This window comes from Streptomyces capparidis, assembly GCF_054782095.1.
The window spans coordinates 25,493-43,652 of sequence record NZ_BAAGTD010000058.1; the positions used below are offsets into that span (position 1 = coordinate 25,493).

Annotated in this window: 5 protein-coding genes; 3 read left to right on the plus strand and 2 right to left on the minus strand. The window is 75.7% G+C overall.

Going from position 1 to position 18,160, the window contains the following annotated elements; all coding sequences use genetic code 11:
• Positions 1–67 precede the first annotated feature (67 nt).
• The gene (gene nhaA / locus ACYVO2_RS32330; RefSeq protein ID WP_461011641.1) at positions 68–1,963 is read right to left on the minus strand and encodes a Na+/H+ antiporter NhaA; all 1,896 of its coding nucleotides are present in this window, start codon (positions 1,961–1,963) and stop codon (positions 68–70) included.
• 132 nt (positions 1,964–2,095) lie between these two features.
• Positions 2,096–5,005 (minus strand): glycosyl hydrolase 115 family protein, encoded by a 2,910-nt coding sequence (locus tag ACYVO2_RS32335; protein WP_461011646.1) that lies wholly within the window; start codon positions 5,003–5,005, stop codon positions 2,096–2,098.
• 1,691 nt (positions 5,006–6,696) lie between these two features.
• Between ACYVO2_RS32335 and ACYVO2_RS32340 the strand changes: the two genes are divergently transcribed.
• From ACYVO2_RS32340 to ACYVO2_RS32350, 3 genes are all read left to right on the plus strand, one after another.
• Positions 6,697–8,430, plus strand: coding sequence for a GMC oxidoreductase (locus tag ACYVO2_RS32340; protein WP_461011642.1), 1,734 nt, complete (start codon positions 6,697–6,699; stop codon positions 8,428–8,430).
• Positions 8,427–10,025, plus strand: coding sequence for a patatin-like phospholipase family protein (locus ACYVO2_RS32345; protein ID WP_461011643.1), 1,599 nt, complete (start codon positions 8,427–8,429; stop codon positions 10,023–10,025). The genes ACYVO2_RS32340 and ACYVO2_RS32345 overlap by 4 nt, the downstream gene beginning before the upstream one ends.
• Positions 10,026–10,633: 608 nt before the next feature.
• Positions 10,634–18,160: SDR family NAD(P)-dependent oxidoreductase (locus ACYVO2_RS32350; protein WP_461011644.1), on the plus strand; the 7,527-nt coding region annotated here is incomplete at its 3' end.

Consider the following 18,160-nt stretch of genomic DNA (forward strand, 5'->3'; position numbering starts at 1 on the left):
CCAGGCACCGGGCACCACCGGCACGACGAGCACGACGGGCGGTCCCCGTGACATCGCGGCGGCGATGTCACGGGGACCGTCGCACCGCCGCCCGCTCCTGCGCCGCCCGGACGGCCGCGGACAGGGCGGCCAGGTCGTACGCGCCGTGGTGCCGCCGCCCGTTGACGAAGAACGTCGGCGTCCCGGCCACCCCGCTCAGGTCCGCCGACTCCACGTCCTCCGCCACCCGCGCCGCCCCCCGGTGGGCGCTCAGGAACCGGTGGAACCGCTCCACGTCGAGCCCGAGCTCCTCCGCGTGCCGCAGCAGGTCCCGCGGCGTCAGGGCGTCCTGCGCGGCCAGCAGCCGGTCGTGCATCGGCCAGAACGCGCCCTGCTCCGCGGCGGCCTCGGCCGCCTCGGCGGCGAGCTGCGCGCGGGGGTGCACGTCGTTCAGCGGCAGGTGCCGCCACACGTACCGCACGTCCTGCCCGAAGTCCGCGAGCATCGCGCGCACCGCCCCCTCGGCCCGCCCGCAGTAGGGGCACTCGAAGTCGCCGTACTCCACCACCGTCACCGGTGCCCGCGCCGGGCCGCGCACGTGGTCCCGCTCCGGGTCGGCCGGCGCCGCCAGGTCCACGACGCCCTCGGCGGTGCCCAGCAGCAGCCGCACCCGCGCCGGGCGCGGCAGCGCCCCCGCCACCGCGGTGACCGCCCAGGTCAGCGCGGCGGCGCAGACCACCGCCGCCAGCACCCCCGCCTTGGCCTCCTCGAGCCGCTCCCCGTCGAAGGCGCGGGTGGCGATGAGCAGCGAGACGGTGAACCCGATCCCCGCGATGGTGCCGCCCGCGAGCACCGACCCCCAGCCGACCGGCGGCCGCAGCGCGCCGCGGCTCAGCCGGGCGGCCAGCGCGCAGGCCCCCACCATGCCCACCGGCTTGCCCAGCACATAGCCGAGGACGACACCCAGCGTGACCGGCGAGGTGACCGCCCGCTCCAGCAGGTCCCCGTCGAGCTCGATGCCCGCGTTGGCCAGCGCGAACAGCGGAACCACCGCGAAGCCCACCCACGGGTGGAACGACCGCTGCGACCGCTCGTTCGGCGAGATCGCCGCCGCGATGCCCTGCCGCGCCGTGCGCTCCAGCTCCGGTGTCGGCTGCTCGCGGAAGAGCCGGAACAGGCCGCTGGCCCGCTCCAGGGCGCCCCGCGGCGCCGGGTAGGCGGGGGTGAGCAGGCCCAGCGCCAGCCCGATGACCACCGGGTCCACGCCCGACTCCAGCAGCGCCGCCCACACAGCCGTGCCCAGCACCGCGAACACCGCCCCGTGCCGCCTGCCCGCGGCCCGGGCGAGCAGCAGCACCCCGAACAGGCCGGCCGCCGCGAGCAGCGCGGGCAGGTCAACGTCGTCGCTGTACACGAACGCGATGACGGTGAGCGCCACCAGGTCGTCCACCACCACGGCGGTCAGCAGGAAGGTGCGCAGCCGCCCCGGCAGCCGCCCGCCCAGCAGCGCGAGCAGCCCCAGCGCGAACGCGGTGTCCGTGGACATGGCCACGCCCCAGCCGTGCGCCGTCGGGCGGCCCGCGTTCACCGCGAGGTACACCGCCACCGGCACCAGCATCCCGCTCAGCCCCACCAGCAGCGGCAGCGCCACCCGGTGCCGCTCCCGCAGCTCGCCCATGTCGAACTCGCGGCGCGCCTCCAGGCCGATCACGTAGAAGAACAGGCTCATCAGCCCGCTGTTCACCCACTCGCGCAGCGGCAGGTCGATGCCGTGCCCGCCGAGGGTGACGGACGCCCGGGTGTGCCAGAACGACTCGTACGCCCCCGGCCCGGCGTTCGCCCACACCAGGGCGGCGACCGCGGAGGCCAGCAGGACGGTCGCGCTGCCGCTCTCGGTGCCCAGGAACGCGCGCAGCGGCGTGCGCGGCCCGGCGGGGCGGTCGGTGCGCCCGAAGGGGAACTTTTCGGCCATCGTGCCTGCCATCCGGCCATTGTGCCCCCGCCGCCCCGCCCGGGCGGGAGGCACGGCACCGCACCCGGCGCGCCGCGCCCGCCGCCGGGGCCCGACGGCCGCGCGAGCCCCGCCCCGGCGGGTCCGCGCGGCCGTCCGCTGCCGCTACGGCTGCGGCGCCCGACGGCTCACCCCGGTGACGGGCCGGGGATTGAACCGCGGGTGGTGGCTCTCCGGCGGCGCGAGGTAGGCGGCCGGAAGGCCACCGGTGTCGATGACGATCTGGTCCACCGCGATGGCCGCGTCCACCATGAACAGCCGCAGCACATGCTCGCCCGGCTCGGTGACGGTCACCGTGCCGGTCAGCTTCTCGACGCCCTCCTCCACGTTGCGGGCCCAGGCGTCACCCCGGTTGCCGGTGGCCACGGCCTGCCCGGAAAGGACGGTGACCGGGCCGTCGTCCAGGGCGAAGGCCACCCGGCGGTGTCCGCGCTCGTCCAGGGACGGCAGGCGGAAGACCGTCACCGGGAACGCGCCGGTCCCGAGGAAGCGCACCCGGTACCGCAGCTCCGGTGCCCGGGCGGCGAGGTCGCCGCCGGTGAAGGCGGGCGCGGTCGAGGGCGCCGTCTCCACGGCCGCCGCCCGCCGGCCGAGCCCCCGCACGACCCGCCAGTGCGCGCCGCCGCGGGCCACCCGGCCGTCGAAGTGCGCCGCGTCGATCGAGACGTGGCCGTGGGCCTCGGCGTACCCGCGGGCCCGCGCCCGCCGCCCGTCGTTGCGGACCCGCAGCGGCACCGCGAAGCTCCGCCCGGCACCGGTGAAGGTCACCGACGCCTCGTGCGCGCCCTCGGGCACCGCGTCCCAGTCCAGCTCCACCCACACCCGGGTCTGCTCGGTCACGCGCCCGCCCGCCGCGCTCAGCCGCACCCACGGCGCGTCCGCCCGCGCGCTCCAGTCCACCGGGAGGAAACCGGTGTTGAACACGTCCACGAACCGCTGGTCGCGGGTGTACGAGGAGAAGGACAGCGGCCGCTGCGCCCCGGTGTCGTTGCCCTCGGCCGCCACCCCCAGGCCCGAGGTCTCCTGCCGCGGGACCCGGACCACGCTCGGGCGGCCCGGCGCCTTGGGGATCTGCGACGGGTACGGGTTGACGATCCCGTTCCACTTCCCGCCCGCCACCTCGGTGTTGTACCGCTCGGTGAGCGCCTGCTCCGCGGCGTGGGCGGCTTCGGCCAGGTCCGCGAACCGGTTGGTGCCCGCTCCGCGGCCCTGGCGCACGGCCAGCGCGTTGCGATCCGCCCAGTAGTACTTCAGGTTCATCAGATAGGCGCCGTGCACGGGGTACTCGACCAGCTCGTAGTAGGCGTCCCGGTGGGCGGCCGGCAGCCGCGCCCCCAGCGCCCTGGTCCGCGCCAGCAGCCTGTCGTACGCGGCCATCCGGCCGCCCGCCTCGTCACCGTGCTGGACCACGGAGAACACACCGCGGTCGACGAACTCCGGGCGCCGCTCCGCCGCCAGGCGGTAGTACTCCGTGCGGATGGCGGCGAGCTCCCTGCCGTGGCGGCGCCCGAACTGCCGCCCGGCCCACTCCACCAGGAACTCCTCGACGCTCGCAGGGCCCCACCGGTCCACGTCCCAGGCCATGTCCAGGCAGAAGGACAGCCCGGTCTCGATCGACTTGATGTCGCCGACATTGAAGATCCACATCCGGTCGGCGCCGTGCTCGTACACCCGGCGCAGCTCCTGCCACACCTTGCCGAGCTGCGTGGTGTCCAGCCACAGATAGCTCCTGGGGCGGCCCCAGTAGGAGAGGTGGTAGTAGATGCCGTTGCCGCCCGCGCGCCGCCGCTCCGCCTCGTCCGGCAGTTGGCGCATGTTGCCGTGGTTGTCGTCCGGCCAGATCAGCGTGACGTCGTCGGGGACCCGCACACCCGCGTTGTACAGCTCCAGGACCTCCTTGTACGGGATGAAGATCTGCGGCGCCGCGGCCTCGCCGACCTCCTCGGCGAGGATGCGGCGCTGGTCGGAGATGATGCGGTTCATCACCGCCACCTTCTCCGGGATCGTGGTGGCGTACCGCGTCTCCAGCGCGCTGTCGTGCAGACCGCGCATGCCCAGCGTCCAACTGCTCTCGTAGCCCGCGTTCTGCCGCGCCCGCGCCCTCCAGTACTCGGCGATGACCTCCGGGTTGACCGTGTAGTCGTACACCGGGAGGGAGCCGTCCGCGCCGCGGTGCTCCTCCGCCCACGGCGCCCACTCGTGCACGCCGTTGCGCAGCAGCGCCTCCGGGTGGCTGGAGCCGACCACGATCCCGTACCTGTCGGCCAGCGCGGCGTTCTCCGGGTGCTTGTTGAAGTAGTCGGAGTACGGGTGCATGGCCGGCCACAGGTAGTTGGCCTTCAGACGCAGCAGCAGCTCGAAGACGCGCTTGTACGTCGCCGGGCCGATGTGCTTGTCGGGCTCCAGGGTGAGGTGGGACCAGGTGGTGAGGTTCTGCTCGTCGTTGATGAAGATGCCCCGGTAGCGCACGGACGGTTCGCGGCGCTTGAACGGGCCGCTCGGGACGGTCACGGTGTCCTGGCGCCGCACGGGTACGTCGGCCCACCAGAACCAGGGCGACACGCCGATGCGTTCGGAGGTGTCGTAGACGCCGTAGACGGTGCCGCGCCGGTCGCTGCCCGCGATCACCAGGGCGCGGTCCACGCCGGGCAGCGGGCGGTCCACGACCTGGGTCACCGACGCCTCCCAGCGGCCGGCCACGCCCGAGGTGTCCAGGCGGCCTTCGGCGGCGAGCCGGTCGATGACGGGGCTGGCGCCCAGGGTGCCGACCAGCACCAGCCGTGCGGCCCGGCCCGGGACGGCGTGCCGCAGCGCCGGCCGCACCCCGCTGACCCGCTCCACGTCCACCACCAGGTCCCCGGCCGCCCGGACGACGGCGGGGTCGTCCGCCGCGTCGACGAACACGTCCACCGCGGCCCCGCCGCGCACCAGGGGGAACCCGGCCCCGGTGGAGGACGCGGCCCGGGCGGTCGCCACCGTGCCGGGCAGCAGCGGGGCCACCCCGGCCGCCGCCATCCCGCGGAGGAACGCCTTCCTGGTCCACCGGCGGGACTCGTCGGAGGGCTCGTTGTGCGGCATCGGCATCGGAATCGGCATCAGGCATCCTTTCCGCGCGGCCCCGCGGCGGCTCCTCGTCCGGGCCCCGGCGGGACGTGACGCGCGACTCGCGAAGACGGTGGAGGCACGAGGTTGCTGGCATGCCCTTGCGGAAAGCGCTTGCAGAAAGCGCTTTCCCCCGTCACCTTAGGGCAGCCTCGGGGGAGGCGTCCAGAAGCCCGTGGGGGGTCGGCCGACGGTTCGTTGATCGCCGGGGCGAGGGGAGCGGGGCGGCTTCCGACGACGGGCCGGGTCCCGCGTGACGGTGCTTGCGCGCCCTGTCCGCCGCGCGGGCCGAGTGGGTTTCCTCCGCGTTTGACAGGCTTCCGCGACCGGCGCCTACTGGAAGTGAGGGGCCGGGTCCGGGGGTGCCGGGTGGCGCTTCGCGAGCAGGTGGGCGTGAAGGCTCGAGCACGGCCCGGGGAACCGGTTCTCGAACACAGGCCGGGGGAGCGGTCCGGAGCCGTCCGGGAAACCCGGCGCGGACGCCGACCGGGAAACCGGCCTGGCCACAGGACGTCGGCCGAGGTCTGCCGGACGTCGCTGGGGTGCCCATCGCGGCGCGGGGCCGGGCGGCCGGTGCGGCGACAGGACCGGGAGCCGGTTCGGGCGCCGCCCGGACCTCGCTGCGTGGCCGGTCGGGGATCCGGCGTGGACGCGGGCCACCAGGAGACCGGCGCGGACGTCGCTCGGCTTTGACCCCGGCGCGAGCCGGGGAGCCGGGCCGGCATCGGTGCGAGCCGGGGAACCGGACCGGCATCGGTCCGGTGAGGTGTGCACGGACATTGCCCCGGTACCGGTCCCGGCGCAGGCATCGGCCGGGAGGTCCGCTCGGGCCCCGCCGGGGTCTCCGCCCCGGGCGGGGGTCGGGGAAGCAACCGGCCGGGCGTGGGTCTGGAGGGTCTGTACGGACGTTGCCGGGGCCGGGTGCCGGCGCAGGCACCGGTTGGGAGGTCCGCCCGGACCACCGCCGGGGTGCCGGCCCCGCCGGCCGGCGGACCGGTCCGGATGTTCGGCCGGCGGGTTCGTTCGGGCGCCGTCCGGCTTCGCCCGGGCGCGGGCCGGGATACCGGGCTGGACGCGGGCAGGAGACCGGCGCGGCCATCGGCTGGGAGGTGTGTTCAGGCATCGTCGGGGTACCGGCCCGGAACATGCCGGAAATCCGGCTCGGACTTCGAGCCGGGAACCGGCCCTGCGCATCGAGCCGGGAACCGGCCCGGCGCATCGGCCGCGAAAGCACCCGGAAAAACCGGTCCGCACAAAGATCGAGAAATCAGCCCGTACGCCGGCCTGGATAGGCACGGAGCACCAAAGCCGCGCGGGCGGAAAGTGACACCCGGTCCGCTCCGCCCCGGCACCACAACCCCGTGGGCTGGTGTCGGCGGGTGGGCAGTTGTGGAGGGTTTCGTGATGAGGGGAATCATGCGCGCCGACCACCGGAACGAGCGGGGCGGGCGCATCGCCTTGCCCGGGGAGTGCCGCCGTCCTCTCCGCCGTTCTCCGGGAATTCGCGCCGCGGGAATCCGCGCGGCCGGAGCCGTTCTCCTCCCCGCCGCGGGGCGGTCCCCGGGGAACGGCGCGGTATCCGCCCTTCGCCGCCTGGCGGCGCCGTGAGTGCCGCGAGGGCGGTGGACTCCTTCGACGTGGTCGTCGTCGGTTCGGGTTTCGGCGGCTCGGTGACGGCCTTCCGCCTCGCCGAGGCCGGAGTGCGCGTCTGCCTGCTGGAGCGCGGAAAGGACTATCCACCGGGTTCCTTCCCCCGCTCCCCCCATGACACGGCGAAGAACCTGTGGGATCCCGACTCCGCCCTGTACGGGCTGTACGACCTGTGGAGCTTCTCCAAGCTGGACGCCCTGGTGTCCAGCGGGCTCGGCGGCGGTTCGCTCATCTACGCCAACGTCCTGCTCCGCAAGCCCGAGAAATGGTTCGTGACCGAGAAGGTCGACGGCAGCTACGAGAACTGGCCGGTGACCCGACGCGACCTCGACCCCCATTACCGCGAGGTCGAGCGGATGCTCGGCGTGCGGGACTACCCCGTCACGGAGGAGCCCTACCGCGACACGCCCAAGACCGCTGCCCTCCGGCGGGCGGCGGAGCGGCTCGGGCTGGAGTGGGCGCCCGCGCCGCTGGCGGTCACGTTCGGCAATCCCGGCCGGCCGCCGGTGCCCGGAGTACAGATCGACGGCGGCGAGGACAACCTGCACGGCACCCCCCGCTACACCTGCCGGCTCGTCGGCGAGTGCGACCTGGGCTGCAACTTCGGCAGCAAGAACAGCCTGGACCTCACCTACCTCAGCGCGGCCCGGCGCCTCGACGCCGAGATCCGCACGCTCTGCGAGGTCCGCTCCTTCGAACCGGCCGACCACGGATTCACCGTCACCTACCTTCAACACCGCCCCGCAGGGGACGCCGACCCGGCCGAGCCCCCGCTCCGGCGCACCGTCAGGGCCAGGCGGCTGGTGCTGTCCGCCGGCGCCCTCGGCACCCCCTATCTGCTGCTGCGCAACCGCAGCGCCTTCCCGGCGCTCAGCCCGGCGATCGGTACCCGGTTCTCCGGGAACGGGGACTTCCTCGGGCTGCTGCTCAAGGCGCGCGCCGGACGGCTCCGCGGGGGCGGCGACGCGGCGGAGGAGACGTGGCCGTGGCTGCTGGAGCCGAGCTTCGGGCCCGTCATCACCAGCGCCATGGTCATGCCGGACGCGCACGACGGCGGCGGCGCCACAGGCCGGGGCTTCTACATCGAGGACGCCGGGTACCCGCAGTTCCTCAACTGGCTGGTGGAGCACAACGTGCTGACCATGTCCCGGCAGGTCGGCCGGTTCCTGCTGCGGCGCGTCTGGTCGCAGGCCACCCGCAGCCCGCGCAGCCAGGTGGGCAGGCACGTGTCGGAGGCCATGGGCAAGGGGCTGTTCACGGCCACGTCCCTGCCGCTGCTCGGCATGGGCAGGGACGTGCCCAACGGGCGGCTGTTCCTGCGCGAGGGCCACCTGGACCTGGCCTGGGACCTGGGCCCCTCCGCGGCCTACTTCCACCGGATGAACCGGACGATGAGACAGGTCGCCGGCAGCCTGGGCGGGGTGTACGCGTCCAGCCCGCTGTGGTGGCTCAACCGGCTGATCACCGTGCACCCGCTGGGCGGCGCGCCGATGGGCCGCGACCGCGGCGAGGGCGTGGTGGACTCCCACGGGCGGGTGTACGGCTGCCCCGGTCTGTCGGTCGCCGACGGCTCGGTCATGCCGGGGCCGGTGGGCCCCAACCCGTCGCTGACCATCGCCGCGCTGGCGAACCGGTCGGCGGACCGGCTCATCGCGGACCACGAGAGGCACCCCCGGGGGCCGTCATGACGAACGAGCACCGGCCGCGCCAACGGGACACCGGCGAACCCCGGCCACTCGGCCGGCCCCCCGCCGACCGGCCCCCGGACGGCCCTCCGCGCCGTTCGCTGCTCCTCGCGGGCGGCGGGCTGAAGGTCGCGTTCCAGGCCGGGGTCCTGCAAGTGCTCCTCGACGAGGCCGGGGTGCGCTTCGACCACGTGGACGGCGCCAGCGGAGGCGTGTTCAACCTCGCCATGTACTGCCAGGGCAGGTCGGGGCGGGAGATCGCCGACAACTGGCGGCGGCTGCGCCCGCTGAAAGGCGTCACCCCCAACCGGCGCGAGCTGCTCAAGGGCCCATATGCCCGCTCCCTGTTCACCCTGGACGGGTACCGGCGCCATGTCTTCCCCGACTGGGGCCTGGACTGGGAGCGGATCCGGGCCACCGACCGGGAGGCCACCTTCACCCTGTACGACTTCACCGCCAACGAACTGGTGGCGGTGACCCCCGACCGGATGGACGAGGACCGTCTGTGCGCCGGGGTGTCGCTGCCCATGTGGTTCCCGCCGGTGGTCATCGACGGGCACACCTGGATCGACCCCGTGTTCCTGACGGACGCCAACGTCGAGGAGGCGGTGCGGCGCGGCTGCGACGAACTGTGGATCATCTGGACGGTCAGTGAGCGCCACCGCTGGCGCGACGGCTTCGTGGCCGGCTACTTCCACATCATCGAGACGGTGGCCAACGGCGGGCTGCGGCACTGGCTCCGCCGCATCGAGGCGAGCAACTCGGCGATCCGCGGCGGTGGCCGGGGGGAGTTCGGGCGGCTGATCACCGTACGGCTGATCAAAGCCGAGGTGCCTCTCCACTACCTGGTCAACTTCGGCCGCGACCGGTTCGCGCAGGCCGTGGAGCTCGGCGTCCGGCACGCCCGCGGCTGGTGCGCGGAACAGGGCGTACCTGTCGAGCCCGGACCGGATCCGGGGCGGCCGGACGACTCGGCCCGCCTGCGGTTCAGGGAGCGCATGACGGGCTCGGTCGCCTTCGGCCGGGAGGACTTCGACGCGGCCGGTGCCGCGGACCCCGGCGCGGTCGCCGACCTGGATCTGCGGCTGGCCGTCGAGGTCAGGGGCGTGGACCGCTTCCTCACCGACCCCGGGCACGAGGCCGCCGTGTCGGGCGAGGTGGTCTGCCAGGAGCTCGGCGGACGGCTCCCGGTCCGGCAGGGCACGCTGCGGCTGCTGGTGCAGCACCCCGACCCGCAGCACCTGCGGATGCTCTACCGGCTGCACTTCACCGACCGCGCGGGCCACCCGCTGACGCTCACCGGGTTCAAGGACGTCAGCGAGGACTCCCCGCACGGTCTTTGGCACGACACCACGACCCTGCACACCCGCGTCCTGCGCGGCCACCTCGGCCCCGGGCAGGACGACACGGCGCAGGTGGTGGCCTCCGGTGTCGTCCGCGTCCGCCCGGCCGACTTCGCCAGGCAGCTCACGACGTTCCGCGCCGAGGCGCCGACGGCGGGCGGCCGGGTGACCGCGCTGCGCAGGTTCGGGCAGTTCTTCGCCGGCCGGATGTGGGACGTGTACGCCCAGGGCGTCCTGCCGTGGTCACCCCTGTGACGCGGGCACGCCGAAGCGCCGCCCCGCGCCGGTGGGCGCGGGCGGCCGGTGCGGTCGCCCCCGGGCAGCCGGGTGCCGCGGGCGGCTCCTCACTGCCCCGAGGAGCGGCCTCCTCACTGCCCTGAGGAGGCGTTACCGCGGCTGCCCGCACTATGCGTTCATATCATCGAAACGCGCATGTTGCCACGCGCGTGTGGCGGGAGCCACAGATAGCTGCCGGTGCGTCAGCGGGCCACCGGGGGCGGCAGGCATTTGCTTGACATGCCGCCGCCACTGGGTATTAGGTGGCGATCGAGGATCTTGGCCGGGGCATTGCTGTCCGTGGTCAACACGCCTCGTTGACTGGGGCGTTCGCGTACGTCGGTGCGTGTGTGCTCTTTCGGGGGAAAAGTCAACGGCCGTGCGCGCCTGCGGTGGGACATGCTCCCATGAATGCTGCCCGCGGCAGCTCAGAACACCTCGGAAGATCTCACGCGCATTGACCTGTGCCTTCTGCCCGGTCTGGGCGGGTTTCCATATGGAATTCCATTGGGTACGGGGAGCTTGGCATGGAAGAATCGCGTTCTCTGCGGCGTGAGGAAAGCGATTCCCCGGTATTTCCCTGGGTGATGGCCGCCCCGACCGAGCACGCGCTGCGGTCGGCGGCCCAGCGCCTCAGGGAGCATGTGAGCGCCCGCCCCGAGCTGCGCCCGGCCGACATCGGCTGGGCGTTGGCGACCGGCTCCCCGGCCCCGGGGCCGGCCTCCCGGCACCGCGCGGCGATCGTCGCGGGCGACCGCGAGGCCCACCTGGCGGGCCTGCGCGCACTGGCCGGCGGAACCACCGCCCCGCACCTGCTCCACCACGTCGCCGGATCCGGGTCCGGGGCGGTGTTCGTCTTCCCCGGGCAGGGCGCGCAGTGGGCCGGGATGGCGGGCGAACTGCTGGAGTCCGCCCCCGTGTTCCGCGCGCACCTGGAGCAGTGCGACGAGGCGCTCGCGCCGTACGCCGAACGGTCCGTCACCGAAGTCCTCACCCAAGGCGGGGACGACGGGGACTGGACGCGGCCGGAGGTCGTGCAGCCCGCGCTCGTCGCGGTGATGATCTCGCTGGCGGCGCTGTGGCGCTCCTACGGCGTCGAGCCCGCGGCCGTGGTCGGCCACAGCATCGGCGAGTTCGCCGCCGCCCAGGTCGCGGGCGCCCTGGCGCTGCCGGACGCGATGCGGGGGATCGCCCTGTTCAGCCGGGTCCAGGCCGAGCTGACGGACCGCGGCGGCATGCTCTCCGTGCCGCTGCCCGCGGACCGGCTGCACCCGCTGCTGCGGCCCTGGGGCGACCGGCTGGCCGTCGGCGGCGTCAACAGCCCCTCCTGGACGGTGGTCTCCGGGGACCCGGAGGCGATCGAGGAACTGCGGGCCCGACTGGCGGACCAGGACGTGCGCGGCCGCACCGTCGGCATCCGCTACGCCGCCCACTCCCCGCAGCTCGCCCCCCTGCGCGACCGGCTGCTGCACGACATGGCGACGGTCACCGGGCGCCCCTCGGACATCCCCTTCTACTCGGCGGTGACCGGCGGCCGCATCGACACCGCGGAGCTCGACGCCGGCCACTGGTACCGCAACGCCCGGCAGCCCGTCCTGTTCGACCAGGCCGTCCGCGCCGCGCTCGCCGTGCGGCCCGCGGCGTTCGTCGAGGTGAGCGCCCACCCGGTGCTGACCCTGGGCATGCAGCAGACCCTCGACGACGCGGGCAGCGACGCCGGGGTCCTCGGCACCCTCCGCCGCGACCAGGGCGGCCCGCGCCGGTTCCTGACCGCCGTCGCCGACCTGCACGTGCACGGGGTCACCCCCGACTGGCGGGCCGTCTTCGCCGGAGCCGAGCCGCGGCCCGCGGAGCTGCCCGCCCCCGGACCCGGCCCGCAGGACCCGCCCGCGGTCTCCGCCGCCCCCGCCGAGCGCCTCGCCGCACTGCCCGACCCCGAACTGGACCGCGCCCTGGCCGCCCTGGTCCGCGACGAGCTGACCGCGGTCCTCGGCGAGCCGGCCGGCGGCGACCTCGACCCCGACCGGCCGTTCCGCGACGCGGGCGTGGAGTCCTCCACCGCGCTGGAGCTGCGCAACCGGCTCGTCGGCGCCCTCGGTGTGCGGCTGCCCGCGGCCGTGGTCTTCGACCACCCCACGCCCGCCGCCCTGGTCCGGCGGCTGCGCGCCGGGATCCGCGGCACCGCCGACCCGGCCGCCGACACCGGCGCGGAGGCGCCCGCGCCCGCCCACGACGAGCCCATCGCCGTCATCGGCATGGCGTGCCGGTTCCCCGGCGGCGTGCACAGCCCGGAGGAGCTGTGGCGGCTGCTGGCCTCCGACGGCGACGCCATCACCGGATTCCCCACCAACCGCGGCTGGGACCTGGACGCGCTGTTCGACCCCGACCCCGACCGCCCCGGCACCTCGTACGCCCGCGAGGGCGGCTTCCTGCACGACGCCGACCGGTTCGACGCCGCCTTCTTCGGGATCTCCCCCCGCGAGGCCCAGGCCATGGACCCGCAGCAGCGGCTGCTGCTGGAGACCTCCTGGGAGACGTTCGAACGCGCCGGGATCGACCCCGCCCGGGTCAGGGGCACCCGCACCGGGGTGTTCGTCGGCGCCATGTCGCAGGACTACGGGCCGCGGCTGCACCAGGCCCCCGACGGTGTCGAGGGCTTCGTGCTGACCGGCACCACGGCAGGCGTCGCCTCCGGGCGCATCGCCTACACCTTCGGGCTCGAAGGCCCCGCCGTCACCGTCGACACCGCCTGCTCCTCCTCGCTGGTGGCCCTGCACCTGGCCGCCCAGGCGCTGCGCCAGGGCGACTGCACCCTGGCCCTGGCCGGCGGCGTGACCGTCATGGCCAACCCCGGCATGTTCGCCGAGTTCAGCCGCCAGCGCGGCCTGGCCCGCGACGGGCGGTGCAAGCCGTTCGCCGCAGCGGCGGACGGCACCGCGTGGGCGGAGGGCGCGGGCATGCTGCTGGTGGAGCGGCTGTCCGACGCGCGCCGCCACGGCCACCGGGTGCTGGCCGTCGTCCGCGGCACGGCGGTCAACCAGGACGGCGCGAGCAACGGCCTGTCCGCGCCGAACGGCCCCGCCCAGGAGCGCGTCATCCGGCAGGCCCTCGCCAACGCGGGCCTCGCCCCGCACGACATCGACGCGGTCGAGGCGCACGGCACCGGGACCCGGCTCGGCGACCCCATCGAGGCCGAGGCGCTGCTGGCCACGTACGGGCAGGGCCGCGACGAGGACCGGCCGCTGTGGCTGGGCTCGCTGAAGTCCAACATCGGGCACACCCAGGCCGCCGCGGGCGTCGCCGGAGTGATCAAGACGGTGCTGGCGATGCGGCACGGCGCCCTGCCCCGCATCCTGCACCTGGACGAGCCGACACCCCACGTGGACTGGTCGTCCGGGCGGGTCGTGCCGCTGGCCGAGACCGTGCCCTGGCCGGACCGCGGCGGCGTCCGCAGGGCGGCGGTGTCCTCCTTCGGCATCAGCGGCACCAACGCCCATGTGATCATGGAGCTGGACCGCGGCACCGACGAGCCGCCGACCGGCACCGCCGCCCCAGGCGGCCACCGGGCGGAGAGCGCGGGGACCGTTCCGTGGGTGCTGTCCGCCGCCGCGGAGCCGGCGCTGCGCGCCCAGGCCGCCCGCCTGCGCGCCCACCTGGACGCGCACCCCCGGGCCCGCCTCGCCGACATCGGCCACTCCCTGGCCACCACCCGCGCCGCCTTCCCCCACCGGGCGGTGCTCACGGTCACGGACCGGGACGACGCCGTGCGCGCCCTCACCGCGCTCGCCGAGGGACGGCAGACCCCCGGCCTGGTGCGGGGCACGGCCGGGCCCGGGGCGGCCCGCGAAGCCGTCTTCGTCTTCCCGGGGCAGGGCTCGCAGTGGCCCGGCATGGCCCGCGGGCTCCTCGACTCCTCGCCGGTGTTCACCGCCCGGATACGGGAGTGCGCCGAGGCGCTCGCCCCGCACGTGGACTGGTCGCTCGAGGACGTGCTGCGCGGCGCCCCGGGCGCCCCCGACCTGGACCGGGTGGACGTCGTCCAGCCCGCGCTGTTCGCGGTGATGGTGTCCCTCGCCGAGGTCTGGCGCGCCCACGGCGTGCGCCCCGCGGCCGTGGTCGGGCACTCCCAGGGCGAGATCGCCGCCGCCTGCGTGGCCGGGGCGCTGTCCCTGCCCGACGCCGCCCGCGTGGTCGCCCTGCGCAGCCGGGCGCTGCCCGCCCTGGCCGGCAGCGGCGGCATGATGTCGCTCGCGCTGCCCGCGGCCGAGGTCCGGGAGCTGATCGCCCCCTGGGCGGGCCGCGTGTCGGTGGCCGCCGTCAACGGCGCGTCCTCCACGGTGGTCGCCGGCGACCCGGCGGCCCTCGGCGAGCTGCTCGCCGAGTGCGCCGCCCGCGAGGTGCGGGCCCGCCGCGTCCCCGTCGACTACGCCTCGCACACCCCGCAGGTCGAGGCGATCCGCGAGCACCTGCTCGCCGCCCTCGGCCCCGTCACGCCGCGCGCCGCCGAGGCCCGGTTCTTCTCCACGGTGACCGGCGGGCCGCTCGACACCACCGGCCTGGACGCCGGGTACTGGTACCGCAACCTGCGCGAACCCGTGGAGTTCGAACGCGCCACCCGGTCCCTGCTCGCCGCGGGGCACCGGCTGTTCATCGAGGTCAGCCCGCACTCGGTGCTCACCGTCGGCATCCAGGAGACCGCCGAGGCGGCCGCGGTCGAGGCCGCCGTCGTCGGCACCCTGCGCCGCGACGACGGCGGGCGGCCCCGCCTGCTGACCGCGCTCGCCGAGGCCCACGTCGCCGGCGCCCCCGTGGACTGGGCGGCGGCGTTCGCGGGGCACGACGTGCGCCGGGTGGAGCTGCCCACCTACCCCTTCCAGCGCGAACGCCACTGGCTCACCCCGGCCCCCGGCGGCCGGGACCTCGCCTCGGCCGGTCTCGCCGCGGCCGACCACCCCCTGCTGGCCGCCGCCGTCGAACTGCCGGAGTCGGACGGGCTGCTGCTCACCGGCCGGCTGGCCCTCGACACCCACCCGTGGCTGGCGGACCACATGGTGGCCGGCACGGTCCTCGTCCCCGGCACGGCCTTCGTGGAGATGGCGCTGCACGCCGCCCGCGAGGCCGGCTGCCTCGGCGTCGAGGAGCTCACCATCGCCGCGCCGCTGCCGCTGCCGGAGCGCGGCGGCGTCCACCTGCGGGTCTCGGTGGGGGCGCCCGAGCCGTCCGGCCGCCGGCCGGTGAGCGTCCACGCCCGCCCCGAGGGCGCCCCCGACGCGCCGTGGACCCGGCACGCCGGAGGGTTCCTCACGGCCGCCGGGGCGGGGACGCAGGCCCCTCCCGCGGCCCGCCCGGCCGAGCAGTGGCCGCCCGCCGGCACCCCCCTGCCGCCGGACGAGATGTACGCGGAGCTCGCCGCGGCCGGATACGAGTACGGCCCCGAGTTCCGCGGAGTGCGCGCCGCCTGGCGCCGCCCGCCCCTGCCCGGGGGAACGCCCGGCGGCGAGGTGTTCGCCGAGGTGGCGCTGTCCCCGGCGCAGCAGGACGAGGCGAAACGATTCGGCGTCCATCCCGCCCTGCTGGACGCGGCCCTCCACACCGCCCTGCTCGGCTCTCCCGAGCAGGCCACCCGGCTGCTGCTGCCCTTCGCCTGGACCGGCGTGTCACTGCGCGCCACCGGCGCCACCACCCTGCGGGTGAGGGCCGTGCCGTCCGCCGACGGCGCCCTGACCCTCACCGCGACCGACACCGACGGCCGGCTCGTGGCGGTGGTCGAGTCGCTGACGCTGCGCCCGCTGTCCCCGGACGGCCTGCGCTCCGCCGCGCACCACGGCCTCCACCGCGTGGAGTGGACCCCGGCCGCCCCGGCCGCGCACCGGGAGCCCCCCGCCCGCTGGGCCCTGCTCGGCGCCGCGGCGCACGAGCTGTCCGCCGCCCTCGCCGCGCACGGCGCCGCGCCGGCCGCCCACCCGGACCTCGCCGCCCTCGTCGCCGCGGTGGAAGCCGGCGCACCGGCCCCCGACGTCCTGCTGACGGTGCACGCCCCGTCCCACGCGGCGGACGGCACCGGCCCCGGCCCCGCGGCACAGGCGCGGGCGGCCACCAGCCGCCTGCTGTCCCTGGCGCAGTCCGTCCTGGCCGACGACCGGTTCGGCGGCACCCGCCTGGTCGTCCTCACCCGGGGCGCCGTCGCCACCGGACCCGGCGACACCGCCGTGGACCTCGTCCACGCCCCCGCGTGGGGCCTGATCCGGTCGGCGCAGACCGAGCACCCCGGCCGCTTCCAGCTCATCGACCTGGACGACGAGCACGGTTCCCCCGCCGCGCTGCACGCCGCCGTGACCTCCGGCGCCCCGCAGGCGGCCGTGCGCCGCGGCACGGTGACCGTCCCCCGGCTCGTCCCCGCGGCAGCCGAACCCGGCTCCGCCGCCCCCGGCATCGACCCCGAAGGCACCGTCCTGATCACCGGCGGCACCGGCACCCTCGGCGGCCTCCTCGCCCGCCACCTGGTCACCGGGCACGGCGTCACCCGGCTCCTCCTGACCGGGCGGCGCGGCCCCGACGCCGAGGGCGCCACCGAACTGCGGGACGAGCTGACCGCCCTCGGCGCCCACGTCACCGTCGCCGCCTGCGACGCCGCCGACCGCGACGCGCTCGCCGCCCTGCTGGCCCGCGTCCCCGCGGAGCACCCGCTCACCGCCGTGCTCCACGCCGCCGGGGTCACCGACGACGGCGTCGTCGAGGCGCTCACCCCCGAGCGGGTGGACCGGGTGATGCTGCCGAAGACCGACGCCGCCTGGAACCTGCACGAGCTCACCCGGGACGCCAACCTCTCCGCGTTCGTCCTCTTCTCCTCCGTCAACGGCGTGCTCGGCGGCCCCGGCCAGGCCAACTACGCCGCGGCCAACACCTTCTGCGACGCCCTGGCCCACCACCGCCGCGCCCAGGGGCTGCCCGCCACCTCACTGGCCTGGGGCCTGTGGGCGCCCGCCAGCGGCATGACCGCCGCCATGACCGAGGCCGACCGCGCGCGCATGGCCCGCTCCGGCGTCCTGCCCATGCCCGCAGAGCAGGGCCTGGCGCTGTTCGACACCGCCGTCCGGCGCGCCGACGCCCTGCTCGTCCCCGCGCGGCTGGACCTCGCCGGGCTGCGCGCCCACCCCACCGGCCGCCCCGTGCCGGACATGCTGCGCCACCTGGTGCCCGCCACCCCCCACCGGGCCGCCCCCGGCACCGGCGACCGCGACGGCGGGACGTTCACCGACCGGCTCGCCCGCCTCCCGGAGACAGGGCGGCTCCACCTCGTCCAGGATCTCGTGCGCGAGCGCACGGCCGCCGTCCTCGGCCACTCCTCGGCGGCCGCGATCGGCGACGACCAGCCCTTCCGGGAACTCGGGTACGACTCCCTGACCGCCGTCGAACTGCGCAACCAGCTCGGTGCGGCCGTCGGCCTGCGACTGCCCCCCACCCTGATCTTCGACCACCCCACCCCGGCCGCCGTGGCCGCGTACCTGCGCGCCGAACTGCTGGGCACGCCGGACACCACCACCCCCGACACCGATGCGCGGCCCGGCCCGCGCCCCCTGCCGCCGGACGACGAGCCGATCGCGATCGTCGGCATGGCCTGCCGCTACCCGGGCGGGGTGGCCTCGCCCGAGGACCTGTGGCGGCTGGTGCTGGACGGCGCCGACGGCGTGGGGGAGTTCCCCGCGGACCGCGGCTGGGACCTGGACGGGCTGTTCGACGCGGACCCGGAGCGGGTGGGGACGTCCTACGCCCGGGAGGGCGGGTTCCTGTACGACGCCGGGCTGTTCGACCCGGCGCTGTTCGGGATCTCCCCGCGCGAGGCACTGGCGATGGACCCGCAGCAGCGGCTGCTGCTGGAGACCTCGTGGGAGGTGTTCGAGCGGGCGGGCATCGACCCGGCGACGCTCAAGGGCTCCCGGACCGGAGTGTTCGCCGGGCTGATGTACCACGACTACTCCGCCCACGCCGACCGGATGCCCGACGAGGCCGAAGGCTACGCCCTCACCGGCACGGCGGGCAGCGTGGTGTCGGGCCGGGTGGCGTACACGTTCGGGCTCGAAGGGCCCGCGGTGACGGTGGACACGGCGTGTTCG

Bases quoted from the DNA above. Each gene is read 5' to 3' on its own strand.
- nhaA (WP_461011641.1), bottom strand. From the start codon at position 1,963: ATGGCAGGCACGATGGCCGAAAAGTTCCCCTTCGGGCGCACCGACCGC.
- ACYVO2_RS32335 (WP_461011646.1), bottom strand. From the start codon at position 5,005: ATGGCGGCGGCCGGGGTGGCCCCGCTGCTGCCCGGCACGGTGGCGACC.
- ACYVO2_RS32345 (WP_461011643.1), top strand. From the start codon at position 8,427: ATGACGAACGAGCACCGGCCGCGCCAACGGGACACCGGCGAACCCCGG.